Raw genomic sequence first — 17,221 nt, 5'->3', positions numbered from 1 at the left:
ACAAATAATTAGAAGCATTTCAATTTTGAGTTCCCAAACCCATCTTTTTTGACGAAATTGATACTCCAAATTTTTTTTTAAAATAACCAGTACTAAAAGGAACTTTAAAGTCCCCCTTAGGTATCTTAAAATAGCCATCCCTATGTCTGATGATTTTGACTTATTAGAAACAGATTCTAATGCACAACAAAAACAAGAAAAAGTAGAAGTAAACTGGGGCAAAGCCGTTGACCACATGAAGTCGAAGCTTGCGCAAGAAGACGACCCAGAAGTACGTCAAAAAATATTAAATGCCACCTTAGACGATGTTGTAGGAATGGCAGCGAAAGACCGTTCTTCCCTACTCGACGCGATCAAAGATTTAACAGATTATCAAGACGAGGTAGGTATCATCTTTGAAAAATTTTCTACGCTCAATGCGCAAGAACAAAAAGTAATAGACGATGCTCAAAAAGCATTGGAAAAAGCAACATACGAACTTGAAGAAGCCGAAGCAATAAAAGACAGTTGGTGGAATAACCTCTGGGGTCGCAAGGCGAAAGTCAAAAAACGAGAAGAGGAAATAAAAGCTGCCAAAAACATTCGTGAGGGTGCAGACATGAAGGCGAAGGCACTATTCCAAGAGCGTATAGAAAGTGCAGATGTACAAACACTACTCAATGAATTATCATACAAATCTCAAGCAGCCGTATCAAGATTAAAAAATCGCGAAGTAGAAATCAAAGAAGTGGAAGAAAAATTGCAAGTAGCCATTGTAGAAGCGAGTAAAAACCACACCAAAGCACTTGAAAAAAAGAAAGAGACCGAGGACAAACTAGAAGAACAATACGCACTTTTAAAACAAGCCCGCCAAACGTTAGAAGAAGTAAGTGATAAACAATCTCCTGCATATTCTGAGGCGATTGGCAAGGTCACTACCATTGAGCAAAAAGTCGAAGAACTGGAAGGTCTCAAAAATGCCTACACAACATTGGCAGCTAGTAAAGACAGTTTTGTTCACAAACATAACTTGACAATCAAAGTACTTACATCTTTACGCAGTAACCTACAAACACACCGTGCAAAATTAAAAAGTGATACAGACGAACGTCTTAAATACTATGATGGCTATATCGTAGCATTAAAAGCACGAACCGATCAAGAGTTTGCTGCAATCTTAGAACACCTAGGTGTTAAAACAGATGAGCACATTGGGCAAACCTTGGCAGCAATGCACACGGCAAGCGCGAAAGCACGTCAAGACATGATGGATAACATTCCAGTACACGAAAAAGTGATGCAAGGGGTCTATGGGAGTTATGCAGAGTCGCTTCAGGAAATTAGAGAGAAAGATGCTTCAATACAGAAAAATTTCGCCGACCGTTACGGGATCGATATGAAAGAAATCTTTGAAGAGTATTACAAAACCGATGGCAATGCACCTGCGCCAGAAAGCGATAACGCACCCACTCCTCCAAAACCAACTGAAGAAGATGATCTTTTAGGCTAGGATCTGCCAAATTAAATGTTATGGGTTGAAGGTTACAAGTTTTAAAAGACCTAGCAACAGTAATTTCAGTAAAACAACTTTTAAACCTTCCACTTTAAAATTGTAACTCTTTTAATGAGCATTAACCAAATACAAACTCCCTTAGACAGCGCTGTTCTTGAATCAAAAGAACAGTACAAGGTATATTTTAAAATTGTGCAGCACGCGTTTAGTTCTTTAGTGAGTTCTTTAGCGAAGAAGGATATTTGTGAGGAAATAGAAGTTACCTTTATTGAGCAATATGCTGAATTACTTAAGTATTCCCTAGAAGCGTTTCGCATTAAGTATTTGTTTGATGACGAGGAGAAGATGCGGATTGATTTAACCGAAAGCGGCTATCCAAATTTTCTAGAATTCAGGTACCTTTATAATGACTTAGAATTGCAGCACGAGTACTTGGAGAAACTCCCAGAAGTTAACGTTCTAAAAAATGAATTTCTTGAAACACTCTTAAAAGATAAACAAGAAGTAAACGATTATAAGTTGCACCAAGCAGCCTCGATTATTTATTATACCTCTGTAGAGCAACGGTATATATTTAAAAAATTTATTCAAGGGAAAATCATAACAAATAACGTAAAATCTATTGACGCGCGTTATATGATTAGTTGGGCTTTTTATGACATCACGCTCAATCGTCCCTTTGTTTGCTTTATGTATTTTGACATGTACAAAGAAGAAGTTGCCGATTACACGCAACAAATTTACGATGTACTCGAAAGTGTTGCAGATAGAAATATGTCGCTAGATATGATGGCGTACGCTATTGACAAAAAATTAACAAAAGTAGTACCCAAAAAACTTCGGAAAGTAGATTTGGGACTGTTACATAATGTCTTTGCAAAAGATGAAATGAAAGTAACTCATGTCATTCTGAAAGGTATCATCGAAAGAACGTTAGACCTCCATGCACTCGCAATTTCGTTTAAAGTTGAAGAAATAAATAGCACCGGATCCTTTACCGAAGGTTCTTTTTTCAACAAACAACATTTACAAGTTTGGAAACAGAAAAAGCCGAAGAAATATTTATTTACAACACATCGGGTGATGCAGTTGCTCTATGATAACATTCCGCAGCATTTGAACACGTTTACAACAGACCCTATTGAAATAGACGCCTTAAAAAAGTAGGCATTAGCGGTTGGCAGTAAGCAGAAAGTATAGGCAATAATTAAATTAAAATCCGCTCCTTAATCGGAGATTGAAATGCTAAAATCTAACTACGCCAAAAAAACTATGGTTTTTGCGTAAGCCTCCCTTTGAACGGTGGTTGGTGGGATGTTAAATGTAAATAATAAACAACAAACTATAAACTATAAACTTCAAAATGGAACACAACAGCACTTTTCCTATAAAAATCAACGAGCTGGATGCACTTCGTGATGAAGCTTCTTCTTATTTAAAAGGCATTCAATGGGAGCAGGGAAGCAAAGCACAACGGCGCGATACCGACAAAAAAGACAGTTCCATCTTACTCTATTTATCAAAGGCGAACGGCACTGCGAGTAACGAGGTCACTTCGGTTTCTAAGACTATTTTAGCGCTCAAAAAGAGGTTATTACCAGATAGTGTTGCGATCCCTTTGTTTTTAAATGAGAGTTTGTATGCATTGCAAGAAGGACTTACCATGGGGATTTGGTTGAAGGATAATTATTTTGATTCGTCCGGGCTTTCTGGACTTAATGAACGAAAATCTTCCCTTGATGCTTCACAACGTCGCGAGTATGAAAGCAAGATGCAGACGGCTACCGCTTTTATGTTATTCAGTATTTCCACCCGAATTTTATATGATTTAAAACCGAAAGCGCAGGGCGATCTTTCTGTGATGAAAAATAAGTTTGCTGGCCTTCCAGAGTTGTCGCTTATGTCTCCTTTAAAAGGAGTTTCGTGCTTGCTTTATTATTACGACAAATACCTAGGACATCCAGAAATGGTGAACAACGATATTGATGTTATCAATTTTACGGTTGTTTATTTTGAAGCCGTTATCACCGAAATTCAAATGCGAAATGCATCCTTAGAATACACTGAAACCATTACAGATCGCACCTATAAACTGGAGAAGAGCGACTACGCGGTTTCAGGTTGGGAAAATATTTTTGAAGGAAGTGCGGTAAGTATAGAATTCAATAAAATAGAATTTGAGGAAATCGTGGGGAATCGGGATGCAAAGCACTTTGCCCGACGATTGACCGAGCGAATGCTGAGTTATGATTTTGTTGCAAAGAAAAATCCATTTCAAGAATTGGGAGGTTTTATGCCTGTTTTTATGGGCTACGGAATTCCAGGAACTGGAAAAAGCATGCTTATTGCCGCCATTGCTACTAGGCTGAAAAAGCATTGCGACGAATTAGACATTCCGTTTTTATTTCATCCAATGCCAGACACCTTGATTTCAACCTTCCAAGGAGGTAGTGCTGAAAAAACGATGCAATGGATGAAACCTCTTTCAGACCCTACAAAACTTATTTTTGCACCCATTGATGATGCAGAAAACAATTTACAAGAACGAACCGCGCAAGGAGTTTCAGCAGGGGTTAAAGAAGTGATTGGCGTATTTTTAAGACATACAGAAGGCGCCTATGCCATCAACTACGGGAACAGTAGTATTGGACTTTTTACCAACCTGCCAGAAATGCTAGACAAGGCAGTGATTAATCGTGTACAAGGACGTTTTAAGATTGACGGAGCTAGAACGATTCCAGATTTTGTCGACCAAGATTACATGTGGTGGCGCAAGTTTGAAAAGAGCATGCCAGATTTTGTGAAAATGCAAAATCCAAAAGATTACGAATTTCTTTCAGCACAAGGATTGGCTAAAAATTTAGGCGAAATATTAAATGTTTCAGAAAAACCTTCCGAAGCAAAAGTGCTCGAAATTTATAACCGTACCGAAGCCATACACAAAACAAACGAACATCTCTTTTACGCAGCATTATATAAAAACATCCAAGTTGAATTTCCATTTTTCTCTTCACGAGATATCCGGAATATACAAAGCTCCATTTCATTGCGATTAACAGATTTTGATTTGCCGACAGATTGGTTTGAGGATCCGTTACTGTATTTCAAGAAGGATTATGGCACCAAGTATGCAATGCTAAAAGACCTGATGAGACAAAATATGAAAGGACTTAATTTTAGCGATATTAGAAGGCAAGAAGTAGTGCGCTATTTAGATAACGTAGCCACCATAGCAGATACAGATTTTAAACGCAAAGTAGAACAACGAGTTCGTGATATGGAAGTGCAGTTAGCAGCACGGAAATCGTTTGAAGACTAATTTTCGATTTACGATGCTCGAATTTCGATTAAAATGATCGACTCAAAACATACTGAATTCAGGATTTAAAAAATGATGAACATTAAAAGCTATCCCGTATGCTGTTGCCGCAGGCCTCCTAAAAGGCATAAGCAGCTTAAAAATTGATTAAGGATAGGAGATTGCTGTTTTTTGAACTAGAAAAATATCGAATATTCAACCACATCACAATGATTAATAAAATAAGCTTTAATTATTAATTAAAAAAAAATCTGCATTAAAAATGGATAAACTAAAACGAGCAAAATTATATGGCAGTGATCTTGTGCCACTTTCTGGTTCGTTAGCAAAACGCTATAACGAATGCCTTGCTATGCTTGGAGTAAAAGCCACTACCCTATCGCATTTTAACATTGACGGAATGGGATGGAGTCCTGAAGTTGCAAAAGAAAAAGACAATAATTACTACCTCAATATTGGCGATCCAAACCCAAATGCAATTATCATTTCACCCGCACAAAAAGGGAAACCTGTTTTTATGCCATCCCATAGTTTTGATCGCAATTTAATGCACGCCATTTTTACGGCCTATTCTAAACAGATAAGCGATATTACAAAAGACAGTGCATTGTGCGTTCATTTAGACCAACAAATAGACGCATTTTATGAATCGTTTGACCTGTTAAAATATGAGCATATTAGGGTTAGTTTTCAGTTAATAAACAGGTTGGAAGACCAACAAAAAGAACAGGAAAAACTAGTAGACTTGTTTCACGAAGGCAACAACTTTATTGATCGACAGCTTCATCAAAAACTATTAGATTCGGCTAAAAAGTATGGCGATTTAAGAGGGAGAAAACTACATCTTGAACCGTTATCCTTGCCTATAAGTTCGTTTTACACCCGTGCTTTTGGAGGAGTGTTTTTACTTCGGGATTTTATAAAAGATATTATGGTTTTTGAGGATGAGGAAGTGTTCAAAAAAGCGATTAAAGATACCCATCACGATGTAATGCTATTTCACATATCTCACGATGAATTAATGACCACCCTTACAGATCATTTTATTGCTGAAATAGATTTAAATTCAGCAACAAAAACACCCAATTATGTGCGTATTAAAAGTCACCGTTTTGCTGAAATGCTGAAAGAAGTGGATCATCCCATAAATGAAATTTTAAGCAACTCATTTTTGTATAAAAAATACCTCAACGAATTGTCTATTGAAGACCGTAAAAAATTAATGGGCCTAGAATTATACCTCGAGAAACTGGCGGTTAACAATCAAACAAAACGAGAAGATATTGTGGAAGAAATTTTATATAAATCTTTACACAAACCACATTCTTCTTTAGAGCCAGAACATCAAGAACTTGTCTGGAAACTATTAAACAGTATTGCACCTGTGGACCCCTTACATCTTTTTTGGTACGATAAAGAAGATTTTTATAGCACTTATAAAACATGGAAACCCTCGTATCAGGACTGGGTGATTGAAATGATTTTGAAAGAAATAAAGGTCCCCTAACCCCCGAGGGGGGAATTAAAAAGGTAATGAACTTGAATTAGAAGATAAAGATAAAATCTAAAAACAATGTTTTCAGCAGCGTGAGCAAAGTTACAAAGCGAAATCTAATTATATTTGTAACGTATTTAAAAACAGACCACTTATACTTTAAAGACAAAATAAAATTTTGATTTTTAAAACAACAAACCAAAAAATATAAACCAAAAAAAAACCTTCCCCATGACACTAGAAATTATTGTTTTTGTAAGTGCGATACTCTTTGGGATAATCTTGTATTGGACTGAATCAAAAAGTAATAAAACATATAGATTCATTAACCACGTCACGCACAACGAGGGGTTACAAATGAAACCCGAAAATAAAAAAGGGTTTATGCATCAGCAGCCTTTTTTGTGGCGATTGGTTTATGTGGCCTTACTATTTCTTGTCGCCGGAGCTGTTATAAGTTTCGCGACACCAATAAATGCTTTTAATATTGAGTATTTTGTTTCAGCAATTGTTGGGACTTTGATGGGCACTTATATTGCCTCCTTATTTTTATTCGCATCAGAACGGACTAAAAAAGAAGCACTTCAGCAAGCATTTAAAAAAGGAAAAGAATCTGTTGAGGGATTAGTAGATGAGGTAAAGGAAAAATTTGAAATCGAAAATGGAGCTGAAAACGAAAACGATAAACAAGAACAACCTTCAGAAGAAGTTCTGAAGAAAAAAAGCGCCCGAGATCGTTTTAAGGATAAAGGGATGATTAAGTAGATTTACACACCTCGATACAATTTTGTGGGGTGAATATTTGGACTTAAATTTCTATTCAGAAACCACAAAATCAAACGGTAACCTGAGATCTAAATTAAACTTTTAAACTCATAAACCTATAAACTCATTTAATGAAAAACTATTGGAATAAAGGCGGGAAGCAAAAACGCATTGTCATCATCGGTGCCATTATTTTATTGCTATTCTTTTTGAGGGATGATTACCAGCCAGCACTCTTGTTTGTGCGCAAGTATTTCTTTATAATTTTAATAGCTGGATTATTTCTGTGGTTCACACTTCTAAAATTTAGAGCGGCGCTAGGAGCTGGAAAAAGAATTCTCATTTTAATGGGGATTGTATTATTCTTTGCAACCGGTTGGTTTTTAGGCTGGAAAACAGGATTGTATTCTTACATGCAATTATACAACGTATATAACAACCTAGAACTTGTTGCATTAGAGGAACTCCCCTTAACGCAAAATGAGCGCATCCAGCCTTACAATAACATCGTTACAATGGCCTACGAATCTATTGGTGAAACCCAAGAAGTATCTCCACCACAACTCGTTCGTGTAGACAGTACTAACCAATGGACGATGGCCGTACAACCTGCAAAAGAATATTCATGGCAACGCATGAGCGATAATACCGAGGAACTTTTTGCGGTGGAAAGCACTTCACCTTTTCCTCGATTTGCAGATAAAAGCCGAATCCCCGTTACCTTTGCCATTGGTGAATCTCTAGCGTTTAGTCGAAATACCTACAATGCTGTAGTGCAGCGATTCAATTTTTTCCAGTTGTTTACTTTAGCGCCAAGCGAGGTCTTTTATATGAAAGATGATAGCGGAAAATGGGTGCAAGTGGTAAGCCTTATAAAATGGAAAGGGTTCTTTTTTCCTTATCCCAGTTATGGAGGCGTTATGGTGATTGAACCAGGCGAACACGATGCTGGTGATTATTTAGAACGAATTACCATTGGAATGGGAACCTATATCCCTGCTGAAGAAATCAATCAACATCCCTTCTTAACACGCCAAAACACACTGTCCGAAAATGTGTCCAGAATGCAAGCGCAATCACTCCAGTTTTTAGGTGGATTTACAGATCCATTACCCTGGAATATGGAAACTGCGGTTAAAATCCCAGACTTGAAGGACGATGAAAATCAGCAACCCTTTGTAACTGATTTTAATTTTAACGGAATGAATATTGGCGCAGAAAACGGTTTTTACCATTGGTTTGGTCTAGAGCCCATTGGTGAAGAACGCACCAGCCTTGCCTTTAGCGTTTTTGTTCCTGCCGACGGAACTGACAAATTATATTATTACAACCATGCCGCTAAAAAAGAAGGGCTAGCAGGCGTTAGCGCAATGCCTTTAAAAGTAATAGAATCTAGGAAAGAATACGACTGGTCTGTAAACAAACCCGTTGAGTTTAGACCTTTTATTAAAAAAATAGGGAGTCGCAAGCGATTGTTTATGCTAAGTACGGTTGCCGCTGTAAGAGATGATAGCAAAAAATTTGACGGTGCCGCAACCCCAGATTTAGCATTGATTGATACTGAATACCGCGATGTAATATGGGTAGATGCAAAACATCCTTCGCAATGGGAAAGCCAAATTTTACAGCAAATGAGGGAAACTTGGAAAACGAGCGAGCGATTAAAAGATGAAGATTTGCACCCAAATAGAACTGATATTGATGTTCCAAGAGTTGTTATAGACTCGATAAAGTTCTCGCGGGCTGATAAGGAACCTCCAATTTTCAAAAAAAAAGATTCTCTGACTATTTTAAAACAACGTGATTCTTTGCGGGCTGCTGCTCAGAGGGTTTTAGATAGTTTGAATTGATTTGTATCCAGTTTCCTGTAATTTAGAGTATTTGACATGAAATTTGCATTTTTTTTACACTTCAAATACTAAGAAATAATTGATCTCCTTTACATTTGGCACAAAATACTTAGACATAGAACAGCTAAGTACAACTAAATCTAACAAAGAAAATCAATGAAGAAACTAAAAAGTTTATCCATTCTAGCGTTACTTTGTATAGCAACTGCGGCGTGTAAAGACAACGGCACTCTTAAAAAAGAAAACAGCACCGTTAAGACTAGTACTCCTGTTACAAACAAAGTACACGCAGTTGAAACTACAGGCATACCCTTTATACCAACTCCAAGAGCTATATCCGAACCCATTAGTCAATTTGTGAGGCGTATTTTTCAAGACTCTAAAGGAAATATGTGGTTAGGAACCAATGATGACGGTGTCATCTTTTATGATGGTAAAAGCGTAAGTTACCATTCTGTAGCTGAAGGTTTTGATGGGTATGCTGTAAGAGGTATCGTTGAAGATAAAAATGGGTTTGTCTGGTTAGGCACAGAAAATGGTCTTATAAAATACGACCCGAACATTTCCTCAACTCCAATCCCTGATTCTTTTAACAAATACTCTAAAAAAGATGGGCTACCCGATGATGATATTTGGAGTTTGATGGTTGACAGCAAAGAGGTGCTATGGATAAGCACTTATAAAGGTGTCGCTAGTTTTGACGGCGCTAGGTTTACCACTTTTTCTTTACCAGCGTCAAAAAACGATCCAAATAGAGGTGTTAGCCACCCTAAAATTGTCTCAAGTGTGTTTGAAGATAGCAAGGGCAATATATGGTTTGGGACCCCTGGAGGTGCTTATAAATATAACGGTAAAAGATTGCAGCATATTTCTGAAACTAAAGGGCTTGCAGGCAATTCTGTTAATCATATATTAGAAGATAACAACGGAGATTTCTGGTTTGCCACATTCTATAATGGCGTAAGTCGCTATGATAGTAAGACATTTACTAATTATACTAAAGACGGCATTATTACGGGTGATGAAGTATGGAGTCTTTTTAAAGATAAAGAAGGTAACATCTGGTTTCCGGCAGAACATCACGGTGTTTATAAATATGATGGCAAGAAATTTACTAACTACGGAAAAGCCCAAGGTTTAAATACGGCAGCCATTCAATGCATCTATGAGGATACTGACGGCGTACTATGGTTTGGTGGGTATTTGGGGCTATTTAGACTTGATGGAGAGCAGGTTGTGCCTGTGACTAAAGCTGACTTAGAGGGCTAATAAGATTTGAAAAATAATTAGAACTGAAATTTAAATATTGGAAAATCGAAAGCTACAAAAAGAAATCCCACACCAATCCAAAACGAATCGCCGCATCTCGGAAAGGGTAGCCTGGGGCTGAGAAATATTCGTTTGTAGTACTAAATAATTGATTAAAATGCTCCCAAGTAAAGAAAATACGTGTTTGTTTTATTTTGGCATTAAAGAAAATATCTACTAGTGGAAAACCTCCTAATTCTTGCTCGTTTTGCACATAAAATTCTGCTAAGACAGGGTCGTAGGCATTCATATTGTACTTTGTGAAATACTTAAAACCAACCCCCATTTCAAGATTTAATGCTTTTTTGAACCACTCCCCTTTATAATACAATGATTGTCGTGTAATTAATTGTGGGACGTTAAAAACTTCGGCTCCGCTCACTACATTTTGATACATTACCGTATTCATTAACGCAAACATCCTCCAATTGATTTCTCTTTCGGCCTTAATTTTCAAATAATCTACTCTTGTGCCAAATTGCTGTGGTGTTGGTGTAGAATCGTTTGAAGTGATACCGAAATATGCAAAATCATCAATTCCAGTATAGCTTACAGATACATTTGCAATTTTCTTAGACTGTAAATCGAAACGCAATTCTTGCGTTTTCACATTGTTCAACTCGGTTTTCCAATTGTAATTTACATAGTCGTTTTGATACAAAAGGAAATTAAAATTGGGCGCTACAGAATGTATGTTAATCCCAACACTCGCTTTGTTATTGTCATCTAACGCATAGCCAGCAGAAGCTTGGATATAATTGCCGTCAAAGTCTCCTGCGACATTGATTGCTGCTTTTCCTTTTAAAGCAAAACCTCGATATTCCTTCTCATAACTTCCTCCCGCTTGCAAAATATCCCCTTTTATTCTGTTTGGGATTCTACTATCGTTTAAAACTATAACAGAATTATACCCGAAATTAAAATTAGTGTACTGTGCAAAAGCGCCCATTTTACCTAAGACATCATTTTCATATCGCACTCCTGCATTTACATTAAAATCTTCTAGCTTCGTCGTCGTTAACAAACCTGAAGCTTTATAGGACTCTCCGTAGGGAGTGTACGGATTTATCTGGCGGTATTCAAAAAATTTATCTTCATACCAAATACTGTTTTCAATGGTCAGAGAATTTACACTTGTGCTGTCATTTTTTTTAATAAGATCATATTCATGTTGGCCATAAAAACGCAATCCTTCGAGTTTGTTTTCGGCATCTTCAAAATTTACATCCAGTCTTCCGCGGTCACTAAATTCGCTATCGTCTGCAATAAACAATTGTAATGAGTTCTCGTTAAGCCCTCCGTTTTCCCGATTTAAAATATCTTGTGCTGAAAGATGCGCTTTTATTCGGTAGCGGTTGTTCTTGGTGTAATAATTCGTAGTAAATGTAAAGTTCCCAGTACTAGTTAAACTTTGTTGGTAATTACCCAAAGAACGTACTCCTTTGTATTGTAATGAAAAGTTAAATTGCTCTGACGTGTTTACGGTAAAAAAAGAATCCAATTGTTGTCCTTGCTCAAAAGCAGTTTTAAAATACAATCGCGTCCAAGGTGTTGGCACGTTGTAGTAATCAATATCATTTATTTCATTGTAATTATAATGATGAGATTGTGCTACAAAAAGTGGTTTAAGATTGGTTGCATTAAAATTTACAGCCAGTGCATTGTAGGTTTGTCCAACATTCGCAAAGGGCATTAATTCAAAATTGTCACGACGGAGATAATTAAATTTATAATTTTTTTGAATATTTAGCGTGGTATCTACATAGGTAGTGTCCCGTTGTGCCGAAATTATTTTGTAGTAATCAATTGGCGGTCTTTCATTTACTGGGGCTGTTGGTCGCATAGGTGCTTCATCTTGCGCAAAAGCGGAAGTAAAAACTAAACAGAAAAGTATCACAATGATGTGCCTCATAGTACCTATTAACGTATCTCGCAAAGGTATATTTTTTTTGATGCTGAAATTGTATTGGGTTGTGGGAAGTTTTAGAGAATTTATATCTGTGGTGTGATGCAGGCGTAAGACTATTTTACTTTGCATCAAAATAACAATTTTATCTGACGATAAAATAGCACATAACTAAAGATTACAAGCTATTATTTGGTCTTATATCCTATTTCAGAAACCTCAAGGCTTTAGTGCTATATCATTTGAGAAAACTTAAAAAAACCCATCTTTCTTTCAATGAAATAAAAACTACATCATTATGACCGTAACGCCACAAATGGCAAAAGCATTGAGAGCATCTTATTTAAATCCAAATTTTCCTAGAGTTTCAATTAAAAAAGCTTTAACAACTATTACCTGGGAGCAGGCAAATCAAAAAATAGAAGATTATAATACCATTGCAGCCTTAGTTTTTCATACTAATTATTATATAGCAGGGGTATTGGAAATTTTGAAAGGCGGAGCTTTGAATATCAGTGATACTTTCAGTTTTAATGCAACTCTAATAAGTTCATCAAAAGATTGGGAGCTCTTAAAGGAAAAGAGTTTTAATTACGCACAAGAGTTTGCTTCCACAGTAGAAAGAATGAATGATACACAGCTCTTAAAATTTTCCAAAGCAGAAAAATATGGTACTTGGTATCGCAATTTAAACGGAATTGTTGAGCATGGCTATTATCATTTAGGGCAAATTTGGCTTATTAAAAAGCAACTATTATAAAATGAAAAACACCGCCAAATTAATGGCGGTGTTCAACAAGTATTAACTAATTTACAACCTAATTAGGAGGTAAGACTTAATCTATTGAGCTAACAATACCTTGTTAATCTCATGAATAACACCATTAGCGGCTTGTATATTAGTATTGGCTGCTGTAATTGTACTTACACGACCATTTTGGTCAGTAATAGTTAAAGCTGTAGCGTCAATAACAATAACATCACCAAGTGTAGTTACTGTTCCATCTACTAAATCTTCTGCACGAACATTAGCTTCTGGTACCACATGTGTATTTAAGGCTGCAGTAAGTACTGCTGGAGGAATATCTCCTAAAGTAGCAAATGGCAATTCAACTAACAAGTCAGTAAATGCTTGATTTGTTGGCGCAAAAACAGTAAATGGTGCTGGCGCTGTTCCATTTCCTGTGCTCAATACAGTTACAAAATCTGGTTGACCAGTGGTTGTTAATGCTGCAACCAAAGAAGAATAATTAGAGTCTGCAGTTGCAAACGTTACAACTGTTGGCAATGCAATTACTCCTTGTACAATATGTACCACACCGTTTGCAGCAACAACATCTGCCGTGTTTACAGTAGAAACTCCGTTTAATACTACACCACTAGCGGTGTTAATGTATAGACTTAATGGAGCGTCTGCTTCTCCATTAAAAGTAGCCAATGTATTTGTATAAGACGTTGTTAACTGTCCCGATGTAACCACTCCTGATAACACATGATTTAATAATGTTTGCCTTAACAAATCTAGTGGCACATCATTAATTGTTGCTAGACCAACACTCGCTAAAAATGCCTCAAAAGACGCATTTGTAGGTGCAAAAACTGTGAATTCAGAAGATCTATCTGCTAATACTGTGTCTAAACCTGTAAGTTGTAAAGCTTCAACTAAAATTGACAAATCTGCGGTATTCATTGCTAACCCTGCAATGGTTGGATCTACAACGTCAATTGCTGCTTGTGGCAATAATACGCGGTCTATTGCGTGTACTACTCCGTTCGATGTTTGCACATCGGTAACAATAATATTTGTTGCCATTCCTGTTGCATCAATAATTTGAGCACCATTTGCTAAATCGATTGTAATATCTTCTCCTTGAAAAGTCGTTGCAGTTTGTCCATTTGTCAAATCACCAGCTTGTACATTTGCTCCTGCAATTACATGATAATTTAGTATAGATTGTAACAAAGGTTGTGGAACATCTCCTAATCCGCTTAATCCTAAAGTTGTTAACAACCCTGCAAAAGCTTCGTTTGTAGGTGCGAAAACAGTAAACGGTGATGCTGTAGTACCAGATAATAATGCAACATAATCTGTAGTTCCGTCACTTGCCGCAACTAATGCTTCTACTAATGTAGAGAATGCTGGGTTTGCAGAAGCCTGTGTAACTATTGTAGGTAAGGCTATCACACTATTAACAGCATGAATTACACCATTACTCGCAGCGATGTCTGCAGCCGTAACTGTTGAAACATTGTTTAGTTGAACTCCAGTTGTAATATCTACATAAAGACTTAGATTTAATTCTGTATCGCCAAAAGTTGCTAGTGAAGTAATATAACCAGTTGTTAGGCTTTCAGAGTTATTAGTTCCAGAAACTACGTGATTTAACAAAGTATTAGTTAAAACATCCACCGGAACATCCTCTAAACTGGCAAAGCCATTAGCTTCTAAGAAAGCAGCAAATGCAGCGTTATTGGGAGCGAATACTGTAAATGGATCTGTTCCACTTAAGACACTTGTTAAATTTGCTCGGACCAGTGCTGCAGCTAATGAAGAATAATCAGGGTTCGCAGCTACAAATTCTGCTATAGACACTTCTACATCTATAGTGTTAATGGGTGTCTCATCGTCATCTCCACAGGAAATAAATAAGAGCGATACAAATAGAAAGCTAAATTTTAAAAGGTTTTTCATAACATTATTTTTTATTAATAAATTGAATTTCAATATTCAAGTATGAAACAGACACCCTCTAACATGTACTACCACGATTATCCATTTTAATATTTTTTTAACTTTTGTCTATTCTTTTCAAATTCTATTCAAACAAAAAAAAGACAGATATAAAATTAAATCTGTCTTTTCAATAGGTGCTTTTTTTGTTTTATTCACATAACGAAATCGCACTTTGAATTTGTCTTTTTAAAGATTCGTTAGTGGCGATAGTAATATATTGTCCCTCGGCATTTACTACTTCAATAGGAAATTTAATAGTCGCAAGATATAAACTATTCAAACTATCAATAGATTGAAATGTTTTTTTGTCGTGATCAAAAACAATCGTTTCAAAATTACTTGTTATTGGATCAAAAACTCCCACATTAAAGGGATATACAAAGTCCACACAAGTTATTCTATCATTATACAAACCGCCATTTGCACAGTTCCTAACGACGTTTTCAAATTCTTGTAATGAACTTATGTTTTCTTCTTGATAGGTAGCAAAAGAAATCTCAATAGGAAATAAAAGTATTACTTCATCTGACTCGTTTATGGATTGCAGATCCTCTATATTATTAATTTGTTGGGATTCGCCATTTAAAACTACTCCATAGGGAATCTTAATACTAAAGCAAGAAGATCGATCTATTATATCATCAAAGGAACCATCGTGAGCAGAAACCCCTTTTAATAAAGAAACCAATTGAGCGTCATCAAAAAAAGATGGCTCTTGATTATTTTCTAACACTACTAAAGACTCTTTTTGGCAGGATATAGAAACAAATGCCAAAAAAAACAACAATTTATAATACACTTTCATCTTAATGATTTTATATATAACATCTTAACTAAGCAAAATCCTACCAAAAGAATATCTATTACCTTTACATAAAAAAGGAATGTCCAAACCGTTATTCGATACCGTTTGCGAAGAAGCCGTTTTTTCAAAATTACACGCTTCGTTATCAAAAGATTTGCACGACTTTATCTATTATAAATTCGGTTCGCATTTCAATCCGCAAGATAAGGTTCAAGAAGCATTTATAAAACTATGGGAACGATGTAAAGATGTTGCCCCAGACAAAGCCAAAAGTTTTCTATTTACAGTGATCAATAATATGTCTTTTAATGATGCAAAACATCAAAAAGTTGTTTTGAAGTTCCAGCAAACAAAACCCAAAGACTACACCAACGAGTCTCCCGAATTTATTTTACAAGAAAAACAATACCTCGAAAAATTTGAGAAAGCACTCGCCAAACTTTCCGAGGGACAACGCGTCGCTTTTATGCTCAACAGGGTTGAAGGCAAAAAACACCAAGAAATAGCAGACATGCTTGGACTTTCTAAAAAGGCCGTAGAGAAACGAATTTATACTGCGCTAAAAAAATTAAAAGAGGATCTTGAAGAACTTTAGCCTCAAACTAGTAGGATATTTTACCTTTGAGTTGTTTCATTAACGAATCGCTATGAAAGAGAAAGATTTATTCAAAATGTGGTTAAACCACGAACTTGAAAAAGAGGCCTTAGAAGCGTTTGAGCAATCAGACGCTTTTAATGGTTTTAAAAAACTCCATAAAGCAGCGCAACATTTCAAAACACCAGCTTTTAATGTAGTCAACAATTACGATTCTATCTCTACGGCTTTGGACAAAAAGAAACAAAAGCCTATCGCAATCTTTCGAATTGTGAGTGGTTTAGCCGCAGTGTTTATAGCACTATTTGGTTTATTCTATTTCTTCAACACCCCCTCTACTTCAACATATGTGGCAGAAAATGGCGAAAGAAAAGAAGTGGTTTTGCCAGATACTTCTAAAGTAATTTTGAATGCAGCATCTTCAATATCTTTTGATGAAAATTCTTGGGATAATTCTCGCGAATTAATTCTTGATGGTGAAGCCTATTTTAAAGTAGCCAAAGGTAAAATATTTAAAGTAACTACTTCCCAAGGTACGGTTACCGTTTTAGGGACTCAATTTATCGTGAAAAATAGACCTGACTTTTTTGAAGTAGTTTGTTATGAAGGGGCTGTTAAAGTAAACGTGAAAAATGAAACTTACAAATTAACCCTTGGTAATAGCATACGTATCCAGAATAACGAAATAAAAAAATCTAATATCCTTGCAAAGCAACCGTCTTGGTTAGGTTCAAAATCTATCTTTAGTGATATACCATTAGCAAACGTTTTAAATGAGATGGAGCGACAATACAACATTACATTTATTAATACTTCTATTGATACTAGTGTGAGATACAGTGGTAATTTTACTCATAATAATCTGAATACCGCATTACAAAGCATCACAATTCCCTTAAATTTGGAGTTTGAAATCAATGGCAGAAAAGTATTGCTAAAAAATAATTAATTT

The 17,221-nt window shown here is 36.1% G+C and carries 13 protein-coding genes; 10 read left to right on the top strand and 3 right to left on the bottom strand.

From position 1 onward, the window contains the following. Positions 1 to 142 precede the first annotated feature (142 nt). The 7 genes from ABXT67_RS09195 (at position 143) to ABXT67_RS09165 (ending at position 10,190) form a co-directional block, all read left to right on the top strand. Positions 143 to 1,489, top strand: a complete 1,347-nt coding sequence (locus tag ABXT67_RS09195) for a microtubule-binding protein (protein WP_415373725.1) — start codon at positions 143 to 145, stop codon at positions 1,487 to 1,489. Positions 1,490 to 1,603: 114 nt separating this feature from the next. Beyond that, the gene (locus ABXT67_RS09190; protein ID WP_415373724.1) at positions 1,604 to 2,659 is read left to right on the top strand and encodes a hypothetical protein; all 1,056 of its coding nucleotides are present in this window, start codon (positions 1,604 to 1,606) and stop codon (positions 2,657 to 2,659) included. 196 nt (positions 2,660 to 2,855) lie between these two features. After that, positions 2,856 to 4,811, top strand: coding sequence for an AAA family ATPase (locus tag ABXT67_RS09185; RefSeq protein WP_415373723.1), 1,956 nt, complete (start codon positions 2,856 to 2,858; stop codon positions 4,809 to 4,811). Between the two features lie 262 nt (positions 4,812 to 5,073). Further along, entirely contained in the window at positions 5,074 to 6,318 is a 1,245-nt protein-coding gene (locus tag ABXT67_RS09180; RefSeq protein WP_415373722.1) for a DUF6638 family protein, read from the top strand. A 219-nt stretch (positions 6,319 to 6,537) separates the two neighbouring features. Continuing rightward, positions 6,538 to 7,071, top strand: a complete 534-nt coding sequence (locus ABXT67_RS09175) for a hypothetical protein (protein ID WP_415373721.1) — start codon at positions 6,538 to 6,540, stop codon at positions 7,069 to 7,071. Positions 7,072 to 7,202: 131 nt separating this feature from the next. After that, positions 7,203 to 8,921, top strand: a complete 1,719-nt coding sequence (locus ABXT67_RS09170; protein WP_415373720.1) for a hypothetical protein — start codon at positions 7,203 to 7,205, stop codon at positions 8,919 to 8,921. A gap of 156 nt (positions 8,922 to 9,077) precedes the next feature. Beyond that, a complete protein-coding gene (locus ABXT67_RS09165) occupies positions 9,078 to 10,190 on the top strand; it encodes a ligand-binding sensor domain-containing protein (RefSeq protein ID WP_415373719.1) in 1,113 nt (370 codons plus the stop codon). 52 nt (positions 10,191 to 10,242) lie between these two features. Here ABXT67_RS09165 and ABXT67_RS09160 read toward each other — a convergent pair whose 3' ends face one another. After that, positions 10,243 to 12,165 carry a putative porin gene (locus tag ABXT67_RS09160; RefSeq protein WP_415373718.1) on the bottom strand — a complete coding sequence of 641 codons (1,923 nt, stop codon included), beginning with the start codon at positions 12,163 to 12,165 and terminating at the stop codon, positions 10,243 to 10,245. A gap of 268 nt (positions 12,166 to 12,433) precedes the next feature. Between ABXT67_RS09160 and ABXT67_RS09155 the strand changes: the two genes are divergently transcribed. Then, positions 12,434 to 12,895 carry a DUF1572 domain-containing protein gene (locus tag ABXT67_RS09155; protein ID WP_415373717.1) on the top strand — a complete coding sequence of 154 codons (462 nt, stop codon included), beginning with the start codon at positions 12,434 to 12,436 and terminating at the stop codon, positions 12,893 to 12,895. A gap of 81 nt (positions 12,896 to 12,976) precedes the next feature. Here ABXT67_RS09155 and ABXT67_RS09150 read toward each other — a convergent pair whose 3' ends face one another. Both ABXT67_RS09150 and ABXT67_RS09145 read right to left on the bottom strand, forming a co-directional pair. After that, entirely contained in the window at positions 12,977 to 14,827 is a 1,851-nt protein-coding gene (locus ABXT67_RS09150) for a fasciclin domain-containing protein (RefSeq protein ID WP_415373716.1), read from the bottom strand. A gap of 190 nt (positions 14,828 to 15,017) precedes the next feature. Further along, positions 15,018 to 15,674, bottom strand: a complete 657-nt coding sequence (locus tag ABXT67_RS09145) for a hypothetical protein (RefSeq protein ID WP_415373715.1) — start codon at positions 15,672 to 15,674, stop codon at positions 15,018 to 15,020. Between the two features lie 79 nt (positions 15,675 to 15,753). On the opposite strand from ABXT67_RS09145, the gene ABXT67_RS09140 reads away from it, so the two are divergent. Both ABXT67_RS09140 and ABXT67_RS09135 read left to right on the top strand, forming a co-directional pair. Then, positions 15,754 to 16,269 carry an RNA polymerase sigma factor gene (locus tag ABXT67_RS09140; protein ID WP_415373714.1) on the top strand — a complete coding sequence of 172 codons (516 nt, stop codon included), beginning with the start codon at positions 15,754 to 15,756 and terminating at the stop codon, positions 16,267 to 16,269. Between the two features lie 52 nt (positions 16,270 to 16,321). After that, on the top strand, positions 16,322 to 17,218 hold the full coding sequence (locus tag ABXT67_RS09135) for a FecR family protein (RefSeq protein WP_415373713.1): 897 nt from the start codon (positions 16,322 to 16,324) through the stop codon (positions 17,216 to 17,218). The last annotated feature ends 3 nt before the right edge of the window (positions 17,219 to 17,221 follow it).

It is taken from the genome of Patiriisocius sp. Uisw_017, assembly GCF_047731265.1.
In the GTDB taxonomy this organism is placed as follows: Bacteria; Bacteroidota; Bacteroidia; order Flavobacteriales; family Flavobacteriaceae; genus Patiriisocius.
Note: the sequence above shows the minus strand (reverse complement) of the source record. Positions and strands in the feature narration are given on the sequence as shown.

Coding starts and splice junctions, on each gene's coding strand:
- ABXT67_RS09180 (WP_415373722.1), top strand. CDS start 5,074: ATGGATAAACTAAAACGAGCAAAATTATATGGCAGTGATCTTGTGCCA.
- ABXT67_RS09170 (WP_415373720.1), top strand. CDS start 7,203: ATGAAAAACTATTGGAATAAAGGCGGGAAGCAAAAACGCATTGTCATC.
- ABXT67_RS09135 (WP_415373713.1), top strand. CDS start 16,322: ATGAAAGAGAAAGATTTATTCAAAATGTGGTTAAACCACGAACTTGAA.
- ABXT67_RS09195 (WP_415373725.1), top strand. CDS start 143: ATGTCTGATGATTTTGACTTATTAGAAACAGATTCTAATGCACAACAA.
- ABXT67_RS09140 (WP_415373714.1), top strand. CDS start 15,754: ATGTCCAAACCGTTATTCGATACCGTTTGCGAAGAAGCCGTTTTTTCA.
- ABXT67_RS09145 (WP_415373715.1), bottom strand. CDS start 15,674: ATGAAAGTGTATTATAAATTGTTGTTTTTTTTGGCATTTGTTTCTATA.
- ABXT67_RS09155 (WP_415373717.1), top strand. CDS start 12,434: ATGACCGTAACGCCACAAATGGCAAAAGCATTGAGAGCATCTTATTTA.
- ABXT67_RS09175 (WP_415373721.1), top strand. CDS start 6,538: ATGACACTAGAAATTATTGTTTTTGTAAGTGCGATACTCTTTGGGATA.
- ABXT67_RS09185 (WP_415373723.1), top strand. CDS start 2,856: ATGGAACACAACAGCACTTTTCCTATAAAAATCAACGAGCTGGATGCA.
- ABXT67_RS09165 (WP_415373719.1), top strand. CDS start 9,078: ATGAAGAAACTAAAAAGTTTATCCATTCTAGCGTTACTTTGTATAGCA.
- ABXT67_RS09190 (WP_415373724.1), top strand. CDS start 1,604: ATGAGCATTAACCAAATACAAACTCCCTTAGACAGCGCTGTTCTTGAA.
- ABXT67_RS09150 (WP_415373716.1), bottom strand. CDS start 14,827: ATGAAAAACCTTTTAAAATTTAGCTTTCTATTTGTATCGCTCTTATTT.